21 protein-coding genes are annotated in these 20,878 nt (G+C 71.2%); 11 read left to right on the plus strand and 10 right to left on the minus strand.

Translation table 11 applies throughout. The features are described from left to right. Positions 1 to 60: 60 nt before the first annotated feature. Entirely contained in the window at positions 61 to 1,662 is a 1,602-nt protein-coding gene (locus tag P2T62_RS11510; RefSeq protein ID WP_276261540.1) for a hypothetical protein, read from the minus strand. Positions 1,663 to 1,827: 165 nt separating this feature from the next. On the opposite strand from P2T62_RS11510, the gene P2T62_RS11515 reads away from it, so the two are divergent. From P2T62_RS11515 to P2T62_RS11530, 4 genes are all read left to right on the plus strand, one after another. Continuing rightward, positions 1,828 to 3,105 carry a Single-stranded DNA binding protein gene (locus P2T62_RS11515; RefSeq protein WP_276261541.1) on the plus strand — a complete coding sequence of 426 codons (1,278 nt, stop codon included), beginning with the start codon at positions 1,828 to 1,830 and terminating at the stop codon, positions 3,103 to 3,105. Further along, positions 3,102 to 4,748, plus strand: a complete 1,647-nt coding sequence (locus tag P2T62_RS11520) for an RPA family protein (RefSeq protein WP_276261542.1) — start codon at positions 3,102 to 3,104, stop codon at positions 4,746 to 4,748. Before P2T62_RS11515 ends, P2T62_RS11520 begins: the two co-directional genes overlap by 4 nt. A 1-nt stretch (position 4,749) precedes the next feature. Beyond that, a complete protein-coding gene (locus tag P2T62_RS11525; RefSeq protein WP_276261543.1) occupies positions 4,750 to 5,568 on the plus strand; it encodes a metallophosphoesterase in 819 nt (272 codons plus the stop codon). 131 nt (positions 5,569 to 5,699) lie between these two features. Beyond that, entirely contained in the window at positions 5,700 to 6,245 is a 546-nt protein-coding gene (locus P2T62_RS11530; protein ID WP_276261544.1) for a mechanosensitive ion channel domain-containing protein, read from the plus strand. Between the two features lie 113 nt (positions 6,246 to 6,358). Here P2T62_RS11530 and P2T62_RS11535 read toward each other — a convergent pair whose 3' ends face one another. Then, a complete protein-coding gene (locus tag P2T62_RS11535) occupies positions 6,359 to 7,633 on the minus strand; it encodes a zinc ribbon domain-containing protein (RefSeq protein WP_420028429.1) in 1,275 nt (424 codons plus the stop codon). Here P2T62_RS11535 and P2T62_RS11540 point away from each other — a divergent pair. Continuing rightward, positions 7,604 to 8,395: an enoyl-CoA hydratase/isomerase family protein gene (locus P2T62_RS11540; protein ID WP_276261546.1), complete on the plus strand. Its 792-nt coding sequence runs from the start codon at positions 7,604 to 7,606 to the stop codon at positions 8,393 to 8,395. The two genes, P2T62_RS11535 and P2T62_RS11540, sit on opposite strands and share 30 nt — an antisense overlap. Here the strand turns inward: P2T62_RS11540 and P2T62_RS11545 are convergent. Further along, positions 8,339 to 8,827 carry a zinc ribbon domain-containing protein gene (locus P2T62_RS11545; protein ID WP_276261547.1) on the minus strand — a complete coding sequence of 163 codons (489 nt, stop codon included), beginning with the start codon at positions 8,825 to 8,827 and terminating at the stop codon, positions 8,339 to 8,341. The genes P2T62_RS11540 and P2T62_RS11545 overlap by 57 nt on opposite strands. A 75-nt stretch (positions 8,828 to 8,902) precedes the next feature. Then, positions 8,903 to 10,243, minus strand: a complete 1,341-nt coding sequence (locus P2T62_RS11550; protein ID WP_276261548.1) for an MFS transporter — start codon at positions 10,241 to 10,243, stop codon at positions 8,903 to 8,905. A gap of 102 nt (positions 10,244 to 10,345) precedes the next feature. On the opposite strand from P2T62_RS11550, the gene P2T62_RS11555 reads away from it, so the two are divergent. Together P2T62_RS11555 and P2T62_RS11560 are read left to right on the plus strand one after the other, a co-directional pair. Continuing rightward, on the plus strand, positions 10,346 to 10,741 hold the full coding sequence (locus tag P2T62_RS11555) for a universal stress protein (RefSeq protein ID WP_276261549.1): 396 nt from the start codon (positions 10,346 to 10,348) through the stop codon (positions 10,739 to 10,741). Between the two features lie 130 nt (positions 10,742 to 10,871). After that, entirely contained in the window at positions 10,872 to 11,237 is a 366-nt protein-coding gene (locus tag P2T62_RS11560; protein ID WP_276261550.1) for a universal stress protein, read from the plus strand. A 24-nt stretch (positions 11,238 to 11,261) separates the two neighbouring features. On the opposite strand, the gene P2T62_RS11565 is transcribed toward P2T62_RS11560, so the two are convergent. Continuing rightward, on the minus strand, positions 11,262 to 11,630 hold the full coding sequence (locus P2T62_RS11565; RefSeq protein WP_276261551.1) for a VOC family protein: 369 nt from the start codon (positions 11,628 to 11,630) through the stop codon (positions 11,262 to 11,264). A gap of 118 nt (positions 11,631 to 11,748) precedes the next feature. Between P2T62_RS11565 and P2T62_RS11570 the strand changes: the two genes are divergently transcribed. Further along, a complete protein-coding gene (locus tag P2T62_RS11570; RefSeq protein ID WP_276261552.1) occupies positions 11,749 to 12,222 on the plus strand; it encodes a hypothetical protein in 474 nt (157 codons plus the stop codon). A 109-nt stretch (positions 12,223 to 12,331) separates the two neighbouring features. Continuing rightward, a complete protein-coding gene (locus P2T62_RS11575) occupies positions 12,332 to 13,627 on the plus strand; it encodes an outer membrane protein assembly factor BamB family protein (RefSeq protein ID WP_276261553.1) in 1,296 nt (431 codons plus the stop codon). Between the two features lie 36 nt (positions 13,628 to 13,663). Here P2T62_RS11575 and asd read toward each other — a convergent pair whose 3' ends face one another. Continuing rightward, on the minus strand, positions 13,664 to 14,698 hold the full coding sequence (asd, locus tag P2T62_RS11580) for an aspartate-semialdehyde dehydrogenase (RefSeq protein ID WP_276261554.1): 1,035 nt from the start codon (positions 14,696 to 14,698) through the stop codon (positions 13,664 to 13,666). A gap of 90 nt (positions 14,699 to 14,788) precedes the next feature. Between asd and P2T62_RS11585 the strand changes: the two genes are divergently transcribed. Then, entirely contained in the window at positions 14,789 to 15,520 is a 732-nt protein-coding gene (locus P2T62_RS11585; protein WP_276261555.1) for a class I SAM-dependent methyltransferase, read from the plus strand. 164 nt (positions 15,521 to 15,684) lie between these two features. Here P2T62_RS11585 and P2T62_RS11590 read toward each other — a convergent pair whose 3' ends face one another. From P2T62_RS11590 to P2T62_RS11600, 3 genes are all read right to left on the minus strand, one after another. After that, complete coding sequence (locus P2T62_RS11590; protein WP_276261556.1) at positions 15,685 to 16,743, minus strand: MBL fold metallo-hydrolase; 1,059 nt, start codon at positions 16,741 to 16,743, stop codon at positions 15,685 to 15,687. Then, positions 16,736 to 18,208 carry an MFS transporter gene (locus P2T62_RS11595; RefSeq protein WP_276261557.1) on the minus strand — a complete coding sequence of 491 codons (1,473 nt, stop codon included), beginning with the start codon at positions 18,206 to 18,208 and terminating at the stop codon, positions 16,736 to 16,738. The genes P2T62_RS11590 and P2T62_RS11595 overlap by 8 nt, the downstream gene beginning before the upstream one ends. Positions 18,209 to 18,302: 94 nt before the next feature. Next, the gene (locus P2T62_RS11600) at positions 18,303 to 19,007 is read right to left on the minus strand and encodes a 6-hydroxymethylpterin diphosphokinase MptE-like protein (protein ID WP_276261612.1); all 705 of its coding nucleotides are present in this window, start codon (positions 19,005 to 19,007) and stop codon (positions 18,303 to 18,305) included. A 246-nt stretch (positions 19,008 to 19,253) separates the two neighbouring features. On the opposite strand from P2T62_RS11600, the gene P2T62_RS11605 reads away from it, so the two are divergent. Next, positions 19,254 to 19,640, plus strand: a complete 387-nt coding sequence (locus P2T62_RS11605; RefSeq protein ID WP_276261558.1) for a DUF5658 family protein — start codon at positions 19,254 to 19,256, stop codon at positions 19,638 to 19,640. Between the two features lie 21 nt (positions 19,641 to 19,661). Here P2T62_RS11605 and folP read toward each other — a convergent pair whose 3' ends face one another. Beyond that, positions 19,662 to 20,861 carry a dihydropteroate synthase gene (gene folP / locus P2T62_RS11610; RefSeq protein WP_276261559.1) on the minus strand — a complete coding sequence of 400 codons (1,200 nt, stop codon included), beginning with the start codon at positions 20,859 to 20,861 and terminating at the stop codon, positions 19,662 to 19,664. Positions 20,862 to 20,878: the final 17 nt, after the last annotated feature.

A 20,878-nucleotide genomic window follows, 5' to 3' on the forward strand; every position in this document is an offset into this window, starting at 1 on the left:
GGCGGTCCGCGATGGCTGCCCCGCGAGGACCGACAGGCGCCTAGCCAGTTACGAGCACGGTCACACCCCGTAGTACGTCGTCACGGTCAGCGCCACGCCACCGAGGAACGCCACGGTCCCGATGGCCGTGAGCGCGAGTCCCAGGCCGCCGCCGAGGAGCACGCCGACCGAACCGAAGCAGAGGCCGAACCCACAGGCGAACGCCGAGCGGAGGTAGCGCCGCCAGCCCTCGGTGCCGTCGTGGTACCGGTCCACGTCGGGCCAGACCCCGACTGCGGGCACGAGCGCCAGGATGACGAGCAGCTGGGGGTCCAGCAGCGCGGGTGGCAGGCGACCCTCGACGAGGGCCGGCCAGAGCTGCTCGGCGCTCCCGGCGAGCACGAGTCCGATGGACTGGACGACCAGGCCGGCAGTGACGGCGCCCCCCTCCCGACCCAGCGGTGTCTCCGGGAGCTGGCGCGTTCTGAGCACGATGGCGACCAGCCCGAGCATCCCCACCGGGACGATGACGGCGGCGGCCGGTACCACGAGCGGGTGGTCGCCCAGTCCACCGAGGAGGGTCGCGACGACGAGGACCAGCAGTGTCGGTGGCGCTGTCTGCCCGACCGGTCGTGCCGGCGCGGTATCGGGAGCGTCGTCACCGATCCACCGGTCGAGGAACGGCTGGACGCGCCGGAACTGGCGGAGCCAGCACCAGATGAGGTAGCCGCCGGCCACGAGCGGCGCGGTGATGAACGCCAGCAGCGCGACCGCGAGGGCGGGTGCGGTCAGGAACTGCGCCGGTGTCGGCGCCGCGGCGAGGAGCCGGACCCCGATGAGGACGTAGCCCGCGCCGCCGAAGAGCCCGCAGACGGCGAACAGCGTCAGCATCATCCCCTTCAGCGTCCGGGTCGCGTGTTTCACGGTCCCGTAGAGCCGGTCCTCCAGGTCCAAGGACGCCAACGTCGGCGTGTGAACGTCGGGGAAGAAGCGTCCGACGACACCGAGTGCGACCCAGCCCAGGACGAGGAGTTCGGGCAGCGGATAGGCGTTATACAGCACGTTCGTCACGAACCCCGCGATGGCGGCGGGGATGACGACGACAAGCCCGAGGGCCAGCAGCCAGAAGAACGCCCCGAGCGCGCCCACGACCCCGTCGCGGCGCAGGTCGTCGCTGATCTCGGCCTCGACCGCCCCGTACTCCTCGCGTGCGAGCCCCGCGACGGGCTGGACGGGCGGCCGTTCGGCATCGAGCAGCCGCCAGTCGTGGACCCACGCGAGGTAGCCGAGCATCCCCGCGATACCGCCGAGGAACACCAGTCCACCGACGCCGAGGCCCCACCCCAGGTCGGTGACCCCCTCCGCGGCTGCCACCAGCAGCGCGACCGACAGCGCCACCGCGGTCGCGAGCAGCCGGAACCCCCTGGCCTCGTCGGGGAGCCCCATCCGCTCCGGGTAGAACCGCGGGACGAAGGTGTAGATGGCGCCAGCGAACAGGCACACCGTGACCGGTGTCGCGACGCCGGGGACGAGACCCGCACCGATGGAGACCGAGGCCAGCACCCACTCCGGGGCCGCCCCGTCCGGGAGGAGGCGCAGGAGGTCGGTCACCGCGAGCGATCCGAGCCAGGCCCGTGGCGTCCGGACGAACGTGGCGACGCTCCCGAGACCACCGTCTCGCATGGGCACCGTACCTCGAACGCGGACAAAGCGTTTTGGCACCCGGCGACGGGACCCGCGACTGTACCGTCGAACCTGTGTGTGCCCGTGGTCGCAGGGGCCGTGTCCCGGGCGCGCCCATCACGACGGCGGGAACCCTTTTGTCGAATCCCGGCGAACGCCATCCCGATGGAGTTAGAAGACCATGCCGAGGAACTCGCCTCCGACCTCGGCGTCGACAAAGAGGAGGTCTTAGAGGACCTTGAGCGGCTGGTACAGTACAGCGTGCCGGTGGACGAGGCGAAGGGCTCGCTCCGCCGGAAGTACGGCGGCGGCGACGGCGGCGGTGGCGAGGAGCCGACCAAGGCCGACATCGCCGACATCGCGCCGGGGTCGAGCAACGTCACCGTCACGGGTCGTGTGCTGACCGTGGGCAAGCGGTCCATCCGCTACAACGGGGAGGACCAGATCATCCACGAGGGCGAACTCGCCGACGCGACCGGCGTCATCGACTTCACCGCGTGGGACGACTTCGGGCTCTCCGAGGGCGACACCATCACCGCGGGCAACGCCGGCGTCCGCGAGTGGGAGGGCGAGGCCGAACTCAACCTCAACGAGTCGACCACGCTCACGTTCGAGGACGAGCCCCTGGAGGTGCCGCACGAGGTGGGTGGCGACCGCTCGCTGGCCGACCTCGCGCCCGGGGACCGCGGCCGCAACGTCGAGGTCCGGGTGATGGAGGTCGAGTCGAAGGTCATCGACGGCCGCGACGGCGAGACGGAGATCCTGAGCGGCGTCCTCGCCGACGAGTCGACCCGGCTCCCGTTCACCGACTGGGACCCGCACCCCGAGCTGACCGAGGGCGCCAGCGTCCGCATCGAGGACGTCTACGTCCGTGAGTTCCGGGGCGTCCCCTCGGTGAACGTCTCGGAGTTCTCGCTCGTCGCGCCCATCGACCGCGAGGTCGCGGTCAACGAGGAGGCCCAGCAGCTCCCCATCGGCGAGGCCGTCGACGGGGGCGGCGCGTTCGACGTCGAACTCGTGGGCAACGTCATCGAGGTCCGGGACGGCTCGGGGCTCATCCAGCGCTGCCCGGAGTGTGGCCGCGTCGTCCAGAACGGCCAGTGCCGCTCGCACGGCCAGGTCGACGCCGAGGACGACCTCCGCGTGAAGGCCATCCTCGACGACGGCACCGGCACCGCCACCGCGGTGCTGGACCGCGAGATGACCGAGGCCATCTACGGCGGCACGCTGGCGGACGCGCTCGAGGCCGCCCGCGACGCGATGGACCGTGAGGTCGTCGCCGAGTCCATCGCCGCCGACCTCGTGGGCAGGGAGTTCCGGGTCCGCGGGACGCTCTCGGTCGACGAGTACGGCGCCAACCTCGACGCGACAGAGTTCGCGGCCGTCGACGACGACCCGGCAGCGCGTGCGACCGCCCTCCTCGAGTCGCGGGGTGAGGCATGAGCGCGAACGGGAACGGCAGCGACGGCACCGACGACGGCGGCGACAGCGGGCCCGGGACCCGCGAAGTTGCCTACCGGATGTTCGCCGCCGAGTTCGACGACTGCGACTTCCAGTTCTCCGAGAGCGACGAGGAGCGGGCCCCGAACTTCGTCATCACGCCGACGGGCGGCCGGGTCAACCGGATGTTCCTCGTCGGCGTCCTCACCGAACTGGAGCAGGTGAACCAGTCGATGCTGCGGGCGCGCATCGTCGACCCGACGGGCGCGTTCGTCGTCTACGCCGGGCAGTACCAGCCCGAGGCGCTGTCGTTCCTCGAACGCACCGACCCGCCGGCGTTCCTCGCGGTGACGGGGAAGGCCCGCACCTACCAGCCCGAGGACTCGGACGTCGTCTACTCCTCCGTGCGACCCGAGAGCATCAGCGCGGTGGACGCCGAGACCCGGGACCGCTGGGTCGTCTCGACGGCCGAGCAGACGCTCGACCGCATCGGCGTGATGGCCGCGGCCATCGAGTCCGGGCTCTCGGGGGACGCCCTCCGCGAGCACCTGGAGAGCGAGGGGGTCGACCCCGCGCTCGCGCAGGGCGTCGCGCTCGCGCGCGAGCACTACGGGACGACGCCGGGGTACCTGGACGCGCTCCGTGCCCTCTCGCTGGACGCGGCGCGCGTCGTCGCGAACGAGCTGGAGGAGGCCGGCTCGCTCGATGTCGCGCCGGACGTGGGGGGCGAGGCCGACCTCGACGAACTCCGCACCGCGGACGCGCCCAGCATTTCGGCGGGCGCAGCCGGCCAGACCGGGGCCGCAGCGGGCGAGCCGGCCGAGACGGCCACGAGCGCGAACAGCGAGGAGACGGCTGCAGGCACCGACACTGACGAGACGGCCACGACGGCCGAGCCTGCCTCCGGGACCTCCGAGGTCGAGGCGGCCGATACCGCGACCGGCGCCTCGGCGGGGGCGGCCAGCGACACGCCGGCCGAGACGACGAGCGAGACGGCGACCGCCACGGAGACCGAGGCCGCCGGCACCACCGACGCCGACACCGGGACCACCGAGTCCGCTGGTGGCGGCGCAACCGAGGAGACGCCGACGGCGGAGACCGAGCCCGCCGAGCCGGCGGACACGGCCGAGCCCGGGTCGGTCGACACCGACGACGACATCGGAGAGTTCGAGCCCGGCGAGTTCGACGCCGAGGAGCCCGAGGAGGACCCGCTCGGCGAGGAGGTGCGCGAGCAGGTCGAGGAGGAGTACGGGACGGAGTTCTCCACCGGGACGGAGGTCGAGTCCGAGCCCGACCTGGAGCCGGAGCCCGAACCGAGCGCCGAAGCCGAGGCGGACTCGGCCACCGGGACCGACCCCGAGACGGAGACGTCCACGGAGGCTGCCACCGAGTCCACCGACGAACCGGAGGCAGCGACCGACGAGGAGCCGGCCGACGAACCGGCCGGCGAGGTGGACCTCTCCGAGGCCGTGATGGACGCGATGCGCGACCTCGACGACGGTGACGGTGCGCCGACCGACGCGGTCATCGACCGCGTGGCCGACCGGACCGGCGCCTCCGCGGATGAGGTCGACGAGGCCGTCCAGGACGCGCTGATGGGTGGGCAGTGCTACGAGCCCGAGGACGGTCGGCTGAAGCCCATCTGAGGTGACTCGCCACAGCCCTCGGACCCCCCGCGTCGAACCGCTCCCCGGCGAACCGGCGGCCGTCGCCGAGACCGGGGACGGGCGCGCGCTCGTGCTGGCGGACTACCACGCCGGGCTGGAGGTCGCGCTGCGGCGCGACGGCGTGGAACTGGGCAACCGTGCCGACGAGCGCCGCGAGTCCGTCCTCCGCTTGCTGACCGAGAGCGGCGCCGACCGGGTGGTCCTGCTGGGCGACGTGGGCAACGCCATCGGCGACCCGAACGAGACCGAGCGACGGGAACTGGACGAGCTGTTCGCCGCGCTGACCGAGCGTGTCCCCGTCACCGTCACGCCGGGGAACCACGACGGCGGGCTCGCCGACGTGGTCGCCGACCTCGGGTACGCGGCGGGGGACGGGTCGGCCGGCGATCCCTCCGTGACCGTCACCGACGGCGCAGGGACGCGCATCGGCAACGTCGGGTTCGCACACGGGCACACCTGGCCCGCGCGCGAGGTGGTCGAGGCACCGGTGGTCTGCACCGCTCACGAGCACCCGGTCGTCCGGCTGGAGGACGAGGTCGGCGGGCGCCGCGTCGAGCGGGCGTGGCTCCGGGGCCGCCTCGCGCCGGGACCCTTCGAGGCCCACGCCGCGGACGCCGGTGTGGAGCCGCCGGCCATCGACGGCGACCTGGTCGTCTTCCCGGCGTTCAACGACCTGACCGGCGGGACCTGGGTCAACGAGGGGCAGGACTTCCTCTCGCCGTTCCTCCCCGAGGGCCTCGCGGGGGGCGAGGCGTACCTGCTGGACGGGACGCGGCTGGGTGACTACCGGTCGGTCTGAGCCACGCGTCTTCCTGCATTATATTCGATATTGGGCACGAATACCTCAATTCGATGAGTTATCGGAGACTTTCTGGAGCAATCGACGGGGGTATCCCCGAACGTTAAGCTGGAGGGGGCACAGCGTGGCCCATGGTCGTCACCGGGCAGACCGGAATCGTGGGAGCGACGCTCGACGAGTTCCTCCGCGGGCTGACGGACGCACTGCCGGACCTACTGACGGGGCTCCTGTTCCTCGTCCTCGCGGCGGTCGTCGTCAAGGTCGTCATGACCATCGTCCGCTTCGTGCTCCGGCGGAGCCTCCCGGAGTCACAGGGCGTCTACCGTCAGTTCGTCGCCACCATCGTGTTCGTCTTCCTCTGTTTCGGGGTGGCGCTGAGCTTCCTCTCCATCGTCGGCCTGACCGCCATCGCCGCGTCGCTGGGGACCGCGACCGGCTTCCTCGCGCTGGGCGTCTCGTACGCGCTCTCGGGGATGCTCGCCGATGCCGTCGCGGGGGTCTACCTGCTTCGCGACCCCGACTTCATGCCCGGCGACCGGGTCGACGTGGGCGGGACCGCCGGCGAGGTGAAGGCCATCGAGTTGCGGAAGACGCGCCTGCGGGTCGACGGGGACACGATGGTCCGGGCGAACGCCGAGATCGAGAAGAAGTGGACCAAACTGGACGACGAGGACTGAGGCTCGAATCACCGGCCAGCAGCCGGGGGCGCCCGGCCCGTTCGATCCGGTCGAGGACCCGTCCTCGGGCCGATACGTCCGGTACCGAGTACATCCGTGGCCGAACGGGCGCGCTATCTCCGGAACTCCTCGATGACCGTCCCGACATCCTCGTCTGTCATCGAGAACTGGACCTGCTCCTCGCTCGGAAGTGAGAGGAGGACGCCCGACGGTGGCAGGTACAGGATCGCGACGACGAGGAGAACCGACACGCCCAGCAGGATCATCGAGAAGAGCTGCACCTCCTGGACCGCACTACTTGCAACCAGTGACGAGAACTCGTTCAACTCGTCACGGGTCAGGAACCACATGGGCAGGGACACGAACGGGACGAACCCCCCACCGAAGTAGACCGCGAGCTCCCCCCTCGACAGGTAGGGCTGGAGGGGATACACACCGTAGTACAGATACAACACGCCGACACAGATGACGAGATTGCTCACGATGCTGATCGTTATCGCGGTGTTGACGTCCCCGATCGTCGGGTCGGAGTCGACCAACAGGTAGGCAGCCGCCAGGCCGACGCTTCCCAGCAGCAGTGTCGCTATCGGCCTGAGCTTGTTGATCGAGTCGAACCGTTCGATGCTGATAACGTTCCGTTTCAGGAAGTGATACGTGTACTCCAGTTCGTAGATCGACGAGCGAACAGTTCCCTCGACCGATAGCTGATCCGAAGTCTTCTCGAGGAACTCCGCTTCGGCGAGGTCGGGGTCATCGGTATCGATTTCGTCCTTGTCGGCGAGCGTTCCGATGGCGAGTCCATCGTCCGGCCGGAACACACCCCAGGCGGTCGCGATGAACAGGACGCCGATCAGCGTGACGACTAGATCCTCGATCGCGAGCCCGACTCCGACGGCCAGAACGACGAGCACCCCGAACCCGGCTTTCGCCAGGAGGGTGTACCGATGATTCAGGTGCTGGAAGTAGGAGATATTGTCGATATTGTAGATGCGATCGGTTGCCGAACCGGTGTCGAGCTGGATACGCTCGGTAGCGTCCTGCGGTTGCTGTCGCGACACGTCGGTCCTGTGCCCGCTTTCTCGCTCGGTCTCCGCCGCATCCTCGACCCCCAGCTGTACCCCACACTCCGGACAGAAGTTGGCGCTGTCACCGAGTTCCACGCCACAATTCTGACAATAGTTCACGTATCGGTGTCCGATGGAATTGATAAAAATATTCCCTCGGCGACGGTGTCTTCCAGCCCACGTCCATAGCACACCAGGGGAGACCGCGGCCCGTATACAGACGCATCTGGGGTGGCACGCCTGCCGCACTCCCCGTCCCGTATCGCTAAGTCGTCGGGCGAAGTGGAACCATCCATGGATCTCGAACACGTCACGGTGACCCACGCGGCGGACGGCGCGGTCGGACGCATCACCTTCGACCGGCCGGAGCGCAACAACGCGATGGACGCACGGGCGGCCGACGAGCTGAACCGGGCCGCCATCGACCTCGTCGAGGACGAGGCGGTCCGGTGTATCGTGCTGACGGGGACGGGCGGGGCGTTCAACACGGGCGCCGACCTGACGACCCTCTCCGGCGACGCCAGCGACGGCGCATACATCCGTCGGATCGCCGGCGACCTCCACAGGATGGTGAGCCAGCTCGTCCGGGCACCGAAGCCGGTCGTCTGCGGTGTCAACGGTGTCGCCGCCGGCGGCGGTGTGGGGCCGGCCATCTGTGGAGATATCGTCCTCGCCACCGAGTCGGCCCGCTTCGAGTTCGCCTATCCCCGCATCGGCCTGTCGGCCGACGGCGGCTCGTCGTACTTCCTCCCGCGGCTGGTCGGGCTCCGGGAGGCCCAGCGCATCGCCTTCCGCGACGAACCCGTCGGGGCCGAGGAGGCCGTCGAGGTGGGACTCGCGACCGAGGCCGTCCCGGACGGCGAGTTCGAGGAGCGGCTGGCCGCGGAGGCCGCCCGGCTCGCCGAGGGCCCGACGATGGCCCACGCCGCGACGAAGGGGCTGCTCCGCTCGTCGCTGGACCGCTCGCTGGACGAGCAGCTGGCGACCGAGGCCGAGACCATCGCCGGCCTCACCGCGACGGAGGACTTCTCACGCGGCCTGGACGCCTTCCTCGGCAAGGACGAGGCCGAGTTCGAGGGGGAGTGAGCGGTCCGGGCGGCCCCGGAGCGCCCGGGGTAGCTCTCGGTCCCAGAACCCCTCGGCGGGCTCCCCACCCGACAGCTCCTCGTCGCGCCGCTGGGCGGATTTGGCCGCGTCGTAGATGGCGTAGAGCCAGATCGCCGGCACGAGGACGAAGCCGATGAAGATGAACAGCGAGAGGATGGCGAGGACGAACGAGACGGCGAAGAACAGCCCCATCTCTATCTCGCGGGCGTAGATGTGGCCCAGACCCGGGAACAGCGCCGAGAGGAGCGCGGCGACGACCGGGTTCCGGCCGTCGAGGAGGGCCTCGGTGGCCTGCGAGGCGGGCGGCGAACGCTGACGGACGCCACACTCGGGGCAGATCTCGGCGGCACGACGTATCTCCGCACCGCACTCCCGACAGTAGACCGTGTCCGCGGGCATCTCGCTCGACATGGAGGGACGGAGGGCGCCGGAGGAGATAAACACCTGACCCCGTGGAACCGGACCCGCCAGCGGCGACCGCGGGGCTCAGTCGTCGGCAGGCACCGACCGCCCGCTCGCGGGTCGACTCTCGACGAGGCCCAGGCCCGCCAGCCCCGCGGCCGCGAACGCGAGCGCGCTGGCGACGGCGAACGCTGCCGGGTAGCCCGCGAGCGTCGCGGCCCCGCCGACCAGCGTCGGGCCGAGGACCCCGCCCAGACCCTTCGCGGTCGAGCGCAGCCCCATCAGCTCTGACTCGCGCCCAGCGGGCGCCACGTCCCCGATGAAGGCGACGGCCCCGGTCGTCATCGCCGAGAAGGAGACCCCGAGGACGAACAGCGCGGCGGCGGCAGCAGCGACCCGTGCGAGCCCGGTCCCCAGCCACGCTGGCCCGGCGACGCCGAGGAGGCCCGCGCCGGCAGCCGGCACGGTGGCGGCCGACGCGAGGACCGCGAACGCGCCGCTGCCGGCCATCCCGACGACGATGAGCGGCTTCCGGCCGATGCGGTCGGCCGCAACGCCGAGCAGGTACATCGCGCCGACCTGCGTCCCGTGGTTGACGGCCAGCAGCGCACCCATCACGGGTTCGGCGACGCCGACGACGTCCACGAGGTACGGCGCCATCAGGGCCATCACGCCGAGGACGGTCACGTTGCGGAGCGCGAGCGCGACGTAGAGCCAGCGCAGGCCCTTCACCCGGAAGTGGCCGCGGTCGGCCGCCGCCGGGAACAGGCGGTCCCGGACCTCGCCGAGGAGTTCCGTGCGGGTCGGCGGGTCAGGGGAGTCGCCACCGTCGGCCGCGACCGGGTCCTGCGGGGAGCCCCCGCCGTCCTCGGTCGGGTCCACGAGGAACACGGCCGCGACCGTCGAGGCCGCCGAGAGGCCGGCGACGACGAGGTAGAGTTCGGGACGCGCGACGGCCCCCAGGAGGAGGCCGGCGACGAACTGGCCGCCGGCGAACCCGCCCGAGCGGGCGGAGTTGAACGTCCCGAGCGAGCGGCCGCGGCCGTCCGCGCCGCCGCGTTCGCTGGCGATGGTGAGCGCGACGGGCGCGAACCCGGCGGCGAAGACGGCGTACAGGCCGCGTAGCCCGACCGGCACCCAGACCCCGTCGGCGACGGCGAGCGGGGCGGCCGCCAGCGTCGCCAGCGTCCCCGTGGTGACCATCACGGCGCGCCGTCGGCCGGTCACGTCGGCGAGCGCACCCCAGACGGGCGAGGCGAGCATCAGCCCGGCGAAGTAGGCCGTCGCGACGGCGCTCACCGCCAGCGGCGATCCCTCCCGCCCGACGTAGACGGCCATCGCGGTCCCCATCAGGACGCCGCCGCCGAAGCGGGTGGCTGCCGCCGTTGCGAGCAGCAGCCACTGGGTCCGGTCCGACCGGAACACGCCTCGGTCTCGGCGAGCGTGGCTCTTGAGCGCCGTGGTTCGGCAGCGGCCCCGACGCGATACGACCGTCGGCTTCAGGCCCCCGGCCGCCGAAGGCCGACCATGCACTACCTCGTCGCGACGGACTCGGTCCACACGACGGCGGCCGCCTGCGACTACCTCGACGGTCGGCTCGACGGCCCGAACACCGACACCGTGACGGTCATCACCGTCACCGGGGGAGACGACCGCGATGCGGGTGACGCGGCCAACGTCGCCCGGGCCCGGCTGGCCGGGCGGGCGACGGTGGAGACCCTCGCACGCGAGGGCGACCCGGGCGAGGCCATCATCGATGCCGTGGTCGAGGTGGACGCCGACGTGCTCGTCCTCGGGCCCCGCTCCGGGGCTCCCGGGGCGCAGCCCGAGCTTGGGTCGACGGCCCGGTCGGTGCTGGCACGGTCGCCGGTCCCGGCCGTCGTCGTCCCGCTGGAGCAACTCGATCCGGCCGGCGTGGAGTGACGAGCATCGATCGGTGGACCGGGCTCGCTGGGGGTGAGGAGAGTCCATCACCGGAGCAGGCCTGCGTGGGAACGGGCCGGCTGTGGAGGTGACACGTTTATGCCCGGTGGAGCGAACGGTACGGTAGGAGATGACACGGTACCTGGTGGCCGCGGCCACCTCCGCGACGACCGAGGCCGCGAGTGACTACCTCATCCCGCGGCTCACCGACGAGGACGAGGTCTGGGTCCTGACGGTCGAGGAGGAGGGGGTGGCCATCGACCGGGACGCCCTCTCGACGGCACAGGTCAAACTGGTCGACGCGACGACCGTCCGGACCGTCCGCCGCGAGGGGGACCCCGCCTCGGAGATCGTCTCGTTCGTCCGCGAGAACGACATCGACGAGGTCATCCTGGGGCCGCGCCGTGAGGGGGGCGAGGGGTTCAGCACCATCGGCACGACCACGCGGACCGTCCTCAACAAGGTCGAGGGGCCGGTGTTCGTCGTGCCGAAGTAGCGCCAGGACGGGTGTCGTGGGGGACTACTCCTCCAGGGGCTCGATGAGTTCCACGACGTGGCCGTCGGGGTCCTTCACGAACGCGGTGCGGGCGCCGGCCGCGGGCTGGTCGCCCGGTTCCTTCACGACGCCGTGGTGGTCGATCTCCTCGAACGCGGCGTCGACGTCCTCGACGCCGACGGCGAGGTGGTCCCAGAGGTCGCCCGCGTCGCCGGGTTCGACGCCCTCGGTCTCCGAGAGCTGGAGCTCCGTGCCGTCCTCGTCGGCGACGTACAGGTTGGTCGTGTCACCGCTCTCGAACCCCCAGCTGTGCTCGAAACCGAGGTTCGCCTCGTACCACTCGACCGACCGTTCGGCGTCGGCCACGTTCAGGCAGGTGTGGAGTATCGCCATCGAGCGTCGAGGGGAGCGCCGCCGTCAAGTCCGTATCGGTCCTGCTGTCGACGTACCCGTATCTGCCGGCGGCCGTGCGTGTCGGAGGAGCCAAACCGTCCGGCCACCAACGACGGCCATGCACTGGCGGGCGGTTCTGGCCGGCGTCGCCTGGGGTGTCGGCTATCTCGGCGTCTGCTATCTCCTGGCCCCGCTGGAACGGATCGGACTGGTCGCGGCCCCGCTCCTCCTCGGTGCCGGGCCACTCGCGGGCGCGGCCGCCGGCTGGCTGGCGCACGGCGGGCCAGCGGAGAGCACGCGCCACGGCCTCTTCGCCGGCGCCGTCACCGGCCTCGTGTTCGCGGCGGCGTTCTGGCACGTGCTGTCGGTCAGCCGGTTCAACAGCCTCACCCCGTTCGGCCACGGCGGCGCGTTCTACGCGCTCAAACTGACCTTCGCCTACAGCGCCGGCGACTTCGCCGTCATCGCCGCCGCACCGGGCCGGGTCGCGGGAGCCCTCGCGGTCGCCGGCGCGGTCGCCACCACGCTCCTCGGGAGTTACGGGGGGTACGTCGCAGCAACCCGTGAGAATATCTCATTTATCGAACAATGATCCGATAACTCAGTAAAAAGAGGCAATATCGACTATAGTGTCTGTTTGGACATCTCCTCGGCGTCCAGAACGGGGAAGACCCATTACGCGGGCGAGTGAGAGACGACCGATGCCCTCCAGACGAGCGGTGCTGGCGGCGATGGGAGCAGCCGGCACGGCCGGTGCCGTCGGCGCCGCCAGAGTGGCCGGTGTCAGGCGCCCGGTGTCGGTGGACGGCGAGTGGTACCGGGCAGCCTACGACAGCCAGCGGACCGGTTACGGGCCCGAACGGACAGGGCCGGGAACGGGCCTGACCCGTCGGTGGTCCACGCCCGTTCCGGAGGGCGTCCACCAGTCCTCGCCGGTCCTGGTCGGCGACGGGACCTTCGTCGTCGGCGCGGACGCGAGCGGCGGGGACGGTCCGCGGGCGGTTCGCTTCCTCGAACTGGACACCGCGAGCGGCGCCGTCCGGACCGACACGGTCGTCACACGCTACGACGGCCAGTACGGCATCGGCGCGGTCGTGTGGGACTCGCTGGTCTACGCCGACGGGACGTTCTACCTGCTGGCGTTCGACGGCGTCCACGCGCTCGAGCGTGACGGCACGGAACGCTGGCACCGACCCGTCGGCGGGGGGCCAGCCAACAGCATCCAGTCGACCGGCCACCCGGTCGTCGTCGAGGACACCGTCTACGTCCCGACCGCGAGCACCACGAGCGATACCGGCGCGCGCGAGGGTGTCTACGCACTCGATGCCGGTACCGGGGCGGTACAGTGGCGATACGAGGTGCCGGATGGCGTGCGCGGGTGGACCTTCCCGCCGGCGTACCACGACGGGACCCTGTACTACTCGTTGCTGGAGAACGGTGTGGTCGCGCTGGATGCGGGCGAGGGGTCCGTGGAGTGGGAGCGCCGACTCGCGGTGACCGGGCCCGCGACGGTGGCCGGCGGACGCGTCTTCGCTTCCCTCGACGAGCCGGATTCCGGTATCGTGGCCCTCGAGATGGGCAGTGGTGCGGAGGCCTGGCGGACGACCGACGACGGGAGCTGGCTCGGCCGCTCGGTCGCGATCGCCGACGACCGGGTCTTCCACCGACAGTCCCTCTCCGACGTGGTCTGCCGGGACGCGGCGACCGGCGACCGCCTGTGGCGATACGACGCCAGCCACACCGGACTCGGGACGCCCGCCGTCACCGACGGGACGGTGTACGTGCTGGCCCGGCCGGAGTCGGGGGGTGAGGCCGGCCTGGCCGCGTTGGATGCGGAGGGCGGGGAGCAGACCGGGTTCGCGGCCACGCGCTACGGCTCCGGGGGCGACGCCAGCGTCGCGCTCAGCAGCGGCCTCGCGGTAACGACGACGGCCACCGGAACCGTCGAGGCGTTCGAGTCCTGTCTGGCGGGCGCTGGCGGGCACTGTCTGCACTGAGCGGGCGCGAGACGCCGAGCGGAGGAGTGGCCGCGTCTACAGGAAGCCTTCCGACAGGAGGAGTTCCCCGTTCAGCACGCTCGCGCCGGCCGCACCGCGCATCGTGTTGTGCGCGAGGCAGTTGTACTGGAGGCCGGTCGTCGTGCTGCGGATGCCGCCCGCGGAGATGGCCATCCCGTCGTCGAGCATCCGGTCGAGCCGGGGCTGGGGGCGGTCGGGCTCCTCGAAGACCTTGATCATCCGCTCCGGGGAGGACGGGAGGTCCGCACCGGGCAGGTCGGCCATCGCCTCGGCCGCCTGGTCGGGCGTCACGTTCTCGGCCGTGTCGGCCCAGACGTTCTCGAGGTGGCCGTCCAGCGTCGCGATGCGGTTGCAGGAGGCCGCCACGTCCACGTCGTGGAGGTGGACCTCGCTCCCGTCGAAGGTGCCCAGCAGCTTCGTCGTCTCCGTCTCCATCTTCTGCTCCTCGCCGCCGATGTGCGGGATGGCGTTGTCGATGATCTCCATCGAGGTGACACCGGAGTAGCCGGCGCCGGAGACGGCCTGCAGCGTCGAGACGCGCACGGATTCGAGGCCGAACTGGTCGAGCGCCGCCAGCGTCGGGACCATCGTGATGGTCGAGCAGTTCGGGTTCTTGAGGAGCGCGCCGTCCCAGCCGCGCTCGTCGCGCTGCACTTCGAGGAGGCCGACGTGGTCGCCGTTGACCTCGGGGATGACGAGCGGCACGTCGTCGGCCATCCGCGCGTTCGAGGAGTTCGAGGAGACCACGTAGCCGGCCTCGCAGAACTCCGGTTCGACCTGCTCGCCGACGCTGGAGGGCAGCGAGGAGAAGATGAGGTCAACGTCGTCGGGGACCTCGCTCGGGTCGGTGGCGGAGACGGTGATGTCCGCGACCGACGCGGGGATGGGCGAGTTCACGCGCCACTTCGCGGCGTCGCGGTACGTCTCGCCGGCCGAATCCGCGGAGGCGGTGAGCGCGGCGATCTCGAAGTCGGTGTGCGGTTCGAGCAACTGGATGAGTCGCTGGCCCACGGCGCCCGTCGCACCGAGGATGCCAACCTTCGTCGTCATTACCCGTCCGTGTGCTACGGGTACGCAAAACGGTTCTGAATCCGGGCGGTCCCCTGAAGATACTTGCCGGCCCGGCGGCATGGGTGGTGCGTGCCCTCCGACAGTGACGACCCCTCCGAGGACGCCGCCATCGACGCCTACGACGACCTGGCCCCCGACTACGTCGCAGAGCTGGAGGAGAACCCGTACAACGCCCACCTCTCCTTCCCGGCGACGACCGACCTGCTTCCCGACGTGTCGGGTCAGCGGGTCCTCGATGCGGGGTGTGGCGGCGGCGCGTACACGGAGTGGCTGCTCGACCACGGCGCCGAGGCCGTCGGCATCGATGCCAGCGAGGGGATGCTGGCCGAGGCTCGCGACCGGCTCGGCGACCGGTCGGGCGTCACGTTCCGGCGGGCGGACCTGCGCGAGCGGCTCCCGTTCGAGGACGACAGCTTCGACGGCGTGGTCAGCGGGCTGGCGCTGGGCTACGTCGAGGACTGGGACCGACTGTTCGAGGAGTTCCGGCGCGTCCTCCGCCCGGGCGGGTTCGTCGTGCTCTGCACGAAGCACCCGTTCGACGAGTTCCCGCTCCCCGATGACGCCGACTACTTCGCGGTCGAGCGCGCGGTGAAGGAGTGGGACGTCGAGGTTCCGTACTACCGGCGGCCGCTGGGCGCCATCACGGGGCCGGTGCTGGATTCGGGGTTCCGGCTGGAGGAGCTGATCGAACCGCAGCCGACGGCAGCGTTCGCCGAGGCCTGGCCCGAGCGCTACGAGACGGAGTCGAAGCGGCCCGTGTTCCTCTGTCTTCGTGCCGTGTTATCCGATGGAGGTGTCTGATCCCCGATTCGTGTCCCGCATCCGTCTCTCCTGTGCTCCGGAGCGTCGAAGGCCCTCGGGTCCCCCTCGGGCAGGCCGGTAGGACGCTCGGCGTTCCCGGGCCGGTGCAGCCGCCAGGCGGCCTGCCTCCTTCGGTTCCGCCCCGGTTGCCCGTTGCACCCGTGCTACGCCGAGAAGACGCGGATCTCGTCCTCCAGGCGGTTGCTCGCGCGGCCGCGCTCGACCAGTTCCGCACAGGCGCCGATGGTCTCGAAGAGGACGTACGGCTGCTCGGCGATGTCGGCCCGGGCGTTGGCGACCTCGAAGGCGGTCGCCGACTCCAGGTCCGCGAGCGTCGACTCCACGTCGTCGAGCAGGTCGTCGAGGCTCTCGATGGAGCGCTCGACGGCACCGGTGTAGTCCGTGAAGACGGGGCCGTGCCCCGGGTAGACGCGGTCGAACGCGTACGAGCGCAGGGCACCGTAGCAGCGGTAGGACGCACTGACGCTGTCGAAGGTGCCGTCGTCGAGCCCCGCGTGGAGCGCGGCCGCGCGGAACGGCTCGATGACGGCATCTGCCGAGAAGAGGACACGCTCGCCCGCCGCGCCGCCGTCGCTCGCCTCGCCCGGGTCCGGCCCGAGCGTCGCCGCGAAGGCGAACTGGTCGACCTGGTGGCCGGGGCAGTGGATGCTCTCGAAGGTGACGCCGCCGGCCTCGAACGCGTCGCCCGCGGCCAGCCGCACGTCGACGGCCTCGGGCGGGCAGTAGCGGGCGTTGCGCTTCAGCGACTCGACGGCCTGCGAGACGACGTACGACCGGAGCGACTCCGGGACGCCGACGGTCCGCGCGTTCGCCTCGACGATCGACTCCAGCTCGTCGGGGTCGCGCTCCAGGCGCTCGACGGCCGCGGCCGGGGCGTACACCGTCGGGTCCCCGGCCTCCAGGAGGTTCGCCACCTGTCCGTCGTGGTCCGTATGTGGATGCGTGACGAGCACGTGTTCGATGTCGGCCGGTTCGAGGCCCTGTTCGGCGAGCCCCTCGCGGAGTTCCTGGGCCCCGCGATCCTCGGGCGAGCCCGCGTCCACGAGGATCGGCTCGGCGGCGTCGACGAGGTAGCAGGCAGCGTGGCCCGGCGGCCAGTCGACCGTCGTCTCGATGCGGTGGACCGGCGGGGCGTCGCCGGTGGTGCTCTGCGTGCCGGTGCGTCCGTCGGTCCCGTCGGGGGAAGGAGTGGAATCAGTCATCGTATGTCTCGGGGTCGAGGGTGTCGGGGGCGGGGTCGGTGTTTCCGGCGGCTTCGCCGTCGGGGACCGAGTCGCTGTCGGTTGCGGTGCCGAGCAGCGTCGCGTTCACGAGCAGGAGACAGCCGACCGCCAGCCCGGCGCAGACCAGATAGGTGGCCCCGTAGCCGACCGTGGTGACAGCGGGGAACGCGACCAGCGGGCCGATGGAGAGGCCGATATCGCCGAAGACGTTGTACAGGCCGCCGAACTTGCCGGTCTCGCCGGGCGGGGAGATATCGCCCAGCGTCGCCAGCAGGGCCGGGCCGGATCCGCCGGTCCCGGCGCCGACGAGGGCGATGCCGACGGCGACGCCGACGAACGAGGGGACGAGCGCGAGCGCGGCGAAGCCGGCGGCGAGGAGCGCGAACGCCGGGAGCGTCACCAGCGCCCGGTGCTCGACGCGGTCGGAGAGTCGGCCGCTCACGACCGTCGAGACCGAGGAGACGACCACGCCCCCACCCATGACGAGGCCGCTGACGCCCGCGGCCGTCAGGATGCCGACCTGCAGGTCGAGTTCGGCCGCGTACTTCACGGCCGTCGTCAGGAGGATGCCGCCGAAGAGGAGCCGGATGACGCCGTTCGCGATGCCGACCGGGACCACGCCGGGTGTCGAGCGCGCCAGCGCGGGCAGCTTCCGGAGCGGGACCCGCTTGCCGGCGCTCGCGCGGACGTCCGGGAGCACGACGAAGGCCACGACGCCCGCGGCGAGCGCCAGCGTCCCGGCGGTGAGGAAGGCCGTCTGGACGTCGAACACGTCGGTCAGGACGCCGCCCACGACGAGGCCGGCCGGGAAGCCCAGTGACTGTCCGCCGCGCATGTAGCCGGTCCACTTCCCACGCGTCTCCTGGGTCGTGACGCCCGTGATGATGGCGAAGGCACCGACGAAGACGAAGGCGGAGCCGACCCCCCAGAACGCCCGGGCCAGGACGAACACGAGCCCCGGCGCGGAGACGGTCCCGACCACCGGCAGGGTCGCGAGGTCGACGGCCGGCGTGTGGAGGCCGACCACGTAGCCGAAGGGGGCCAGTCCCTGCACGAACAGGCCGGCAATCATCGGCTTGCGCGCCCCCCGGTCGTCGATGAGCTGGCCGGCGGGCGTGTTCATGACGAGCCGGGCGATGCGGTTGGCCGCGAGGATGACGCCGAGCATCACGGCCGAGATGCCCAGCACGCGGTCGAGCAGTGGGAGCGTCGGGAACGCGACCCCCGTGGCGACGCCGCCGAGGAAGACGCCCGCCGTGACGGCGATGGCGACCGTCCGGACCGAGTGGTCGCCGGTGTCGCCGGCGCCACCGCTGTCGGGACCCGCGGACCCGTCTCCGCCCGGGGACGCGTCGTCCGCACCACCGTCGCCCGGGATGGAACCACCATCCGGCGCGGCAGCGCGGCGTTCGTCGCTCCCGGATTCGACCGTCCGTTCAGCCATCGGTGTCGATAGCCCCGTTCGGGGTTACCACCGTTAAGTGATGCGCCTTGTTTCGTCGGGGTCGTTTATCGGGGCGCCGTGACCGGTCGCCCGGTCAGTCCCCGTACGGCGGCGTCAGGGGATCGTCGTCGAGTGCGTCACGGCGGCCCTCCAGCGGGGCGAACCGCTCGTCCCGCCGGCGCTCGAGCCAGCGAAGCAGCCGTTCGGCCCACGCGAGTTTCGTGTGCTTCTCCGCGTCGACGGTCGGGTCCTCGAGGTCCCAGCCGGGGAACCGGAGCGCGGCCGCGCCGAGGTGGTCCGCGAGGAACGCCGCCCGGTCCCCGTCGGTGAAGCCGCCGAAGTTCCGGACCGGCCCGGCCGGCGCGGCCTGCGTCGTCGGGAGGACCCACTCGCCGGCGCAGTCGGGCACGACGGACACCACGAGGTCGAGGTTGTCACCGTGTGCGTGGGTGGCGACGGGGATGCCCTCGTGGGTGAGCCGACGGGCGGTGCCGGGGTTCTTGTCGAGGTCCGTCACCATGCAGTCGACGGGGATGCCGTGGTCCCGGCAGGTGTCGGCGGCGACGGAGGCCGCGAACACGACATCGGCGCCCCGGGCCAGCGACAGTTCGTCGGCGAGGCAGTCGGCGCCGCCGGCCACCGCGACGGTCGCGCCGGCGACCCGCTCGCGGAGCGGCCCGAGGTCGAACGGCTCCGTCAGTGCCGCCAGGCGGTCGCGTACCCGCTCATCGCCGGCCCGGTCGTAGCCCAGGTCGGCGAGGAGCCGCTCGTAGGTCGGGTTCCACTCGTCGAAGTCCATGGCGTTACCTGTCACTGACGGGACTGCTGTGACTCCGCAGATAGGTGCGGGCCGAAGGGCACCAAGGTACCCCTACCCGGTGTGCCCTCCGGCTTCCAGTCCCGCGTTGTCGTGGGGATGTCATAAGTTTTCTCGTCGGAGTGTCGGTATCCGGCGTTCGCGCGTCGGACCACCGTCGGACGTGCGTTTTCACGGCGGGATAATGCTCGGGGGGCTTTCAAGTGCCGGTCACGAACGGGTGATTGAATGAGCGTGGGTTCCGAGCGGGATGGTGGTGTGCTGGACGGATTGGCGGAGCTGTCGACGCTGGGTCGGTTCTCGAGCGAGGAGTTCGCCAGGCTCTGGCTCATCGCGACGGCCACCTACGTCGTCGGCGACAGCGTCACGACGATGGCCATCGTCCGCTACTCCAGCACCGTCGCCGAGGGGAACGCGGCGATGGCGGCGGCCATCGACTCGTTCGGTGAGGCCGGACTCATCGGGCTGAAACTCGTGGCCATGCTGTTCGGCCTTGCCGTCAGTATCTACGCCACGCGCGACCACGACCGATTGCTCTACTACACGCCGCCGGTGTTCCTGGCGGTCGTCGGCGCGTTCGCGACGGCCTACAACATCCGGTTGCTCATCGGCTGACCCGGACGACGAACCCGCTCCTCACTCCGCGTCCTCGAGCGCGTCCTCGATACCCGCTAGCGCCGCCTGCAGTCGCTCCGAGCCGTCGACCTCCCGGACGACCGAGCGGAGCGCCGCGGGAGTCCCGTACAGCACGCCGGCTCCCGTCTCGCTTCCGGGTGCGAACCCGGCGCCGACGGGGGGTGCCGTCAGGGTCGCGCGGTCGCGCTCGGTCAGCCCCGACAGCTCGAACACCCGCGTCGTGGCCCGTGCGGCGTGGTCGATGTCGGCAGGCGCGCCGATCCGGTCCAGATGGCGACGGACCTCCGCGGGCGTCCGGGCGTCGAGCTCCTCGACACCGGCCTCCTCGTCGCGCAGACGCGCGGGCGTGAACGCGTCCCCGACGATGGCGGCGTCACGCGTCTCGGCCACGTCGTGGGTGCGGACGACGTGGGCGCCACGCTCGACCGCCATCGCCGTCGCCGCGAGCGACACCGGCAGGGCCCGCTCGGTGTCCCGGCCCGCGAGGTCACGGAGGAAGTTCTTCCGGTTGATGGAGACGAGGATGGGCCGGCCGTGGCCGCGGAACTCGCGAAGCCGGCGGAACGTCTCGCGGTCGTCGTCGAGGGTCTTGGCCTCCGACCACCCGCCGAACGCCGGGTCGACGATGGTCTTGTCCGTGAAGCCGTTCAGCGAGAGGGCCTCGTAGATGTCGTCCGCGTAGCTCCCGCTACGCTCCCGTCCGTCGGCGCGTCGCGCCGACCAGTCCACGTCCTCGACCGCGCCCGGCCGTTCGAGGTCCGGCGGCGAGGCCATCTTCGCGACCGCCACGTCGTACTCCTCGCAGACACGGGGCATCTCCGGGTCCGCGAAGCCACAGATGTCGTTGACCATGTCGAACCCCCGGTCGAGGGCGGCCTCCGCGACCTCGTGGTAGCGCGTCTCGATGGAGAAGACCGCGTCGCCCGAGACCGACTGGATGGTCTCGATGGCGGTGTCGAGCCGGTCGAGTTCGTCCTCGGCCGAGAGGACATCGAGGCGTTTGTTCGCCGATTCGAGGCCGACGTCCACGATATCGGCGCCCTCCTCGATGAGGGCCTCGTCGACGTACTCGGCCGCGGCCCCGGGGTCGTTGTAGACACTGGGCTTGTACGGTGACTCCTTCGAGACGTTCAGGACGCCCATGATGCGCGTGGGGTGGTCGTCCCCGATGGACAGCCCGGCCGCGTCGACGGTTCGCATGTCCGAATCGACGGGCG

The organism is Haloglomus litoreum (assembly GCF_029338515.1).
Lineage (GTDB): Archaea > Halobacteriota > Halobacteria > Halobacteriales > Haloarculaceae > Haloglomus > Haloglomus litoreum.